General features: G+C 50.9%; 1 pseudogene. It reads left to right on the plus strand.

Going from position 1 to position 1018, the window contains the following annotated elements:
• Positions 1–4: 4 nt before the first annotated feature.
• Positions 5–702 (plus strand): annotated as a pseudogene (locus ACOI7Z_RS27230) (IS1 family transposase).
• Positions 703–1018: the final 316 nt, after the last annotated feature.

The following is a 1018-nucleotide window of genomic DNA, read 5'->3' on the forward strand; positions in this document are numbered from 1 at the left end:
TCCCGTGGCTTCAGTCTCCGTCTGCTGTCCCTCCTGTTCCGCTACTGAAGGCGTGATGCGTAATGGCAAAAGTACTGCCGGGCATCAACGTTATCTCTGCTCTCACTGCCGTAAAACATGGCAACTGCAGTTCACTTACACCGCTTCTCAACCCGGTACGCACCAGAAAATCATTGATATGGCCATGAATGGTGTTGGATGCCGGGCAACCGCCCGCATTATGGGCGTTGGCCTCAACACGATTTTACGTCACTTAAAAAACTCAGGCCGCAGTCGGTAACCTCGCGCATACAGCCGGGCAGTGACGTCATCGTCTGCGCTGAAATGGACGAACAGTGGGGCTACGTCGGTGCTAAATCACGTCAGCGCTGGCTGTTTTACGCGTATGACAGGATACGCAGGGTGGTGGTAGCCCACGTCTTCGGTGAACGCACTCTGGCCACACTGGAGCGTCTTCTGAGCCTGCTGTCGGCCTTTGAGGTCGTGGTATGGATGACGGATGGCTGACCGCTGTATGAATCCCGCCTGAAGGGAAAGCTGCACGTTATCAGCAAGCGTTACACTCAGCGCATTGAGCGACATAACCTGAATCTGAGACAACATCTGGCAAGGCTGGGACGGAAGTCCCTGTCGTTCTCCAAATCGGTGGAGCTGCATGACAAAGTCATCGGGCACTATCTGAACATAAAACACTATCAGTAAATTGGAGTCATTACCGATCATGTCAGCTTCACACACCAGAACGGGTGATATATGGATCATCATTACCCCTACGGCAGTTTTACACCATGGCTAATATGGATGCTGTCTTACTAAGATAATTGGTTTTTAGCGAGTGACGAGCCAGGTTGTGTCAGTCTGTCTCATGTCGATATTACGGGGATGATGCAAACCTGAATGCTGCGATATTGGCGTGTCAGGGGAGGCATCTTACGGTATCATTTACCGCAATTTTTAAGATGCAATGCCCTTCATCGCAGGCTTTTCTTCAGACCAGGATGATTCATGAACGACAAAA

It is taken from the genome of Klebsiella sp. C283, from assembly GCF_048822555.1.
GTDB lineage: Bacteria > Pseudomonadota > Gammaproteobacteria > Enterobacterales > Enterobacteriaceae > Klebsiella > Klebsiella quasipneumoniae.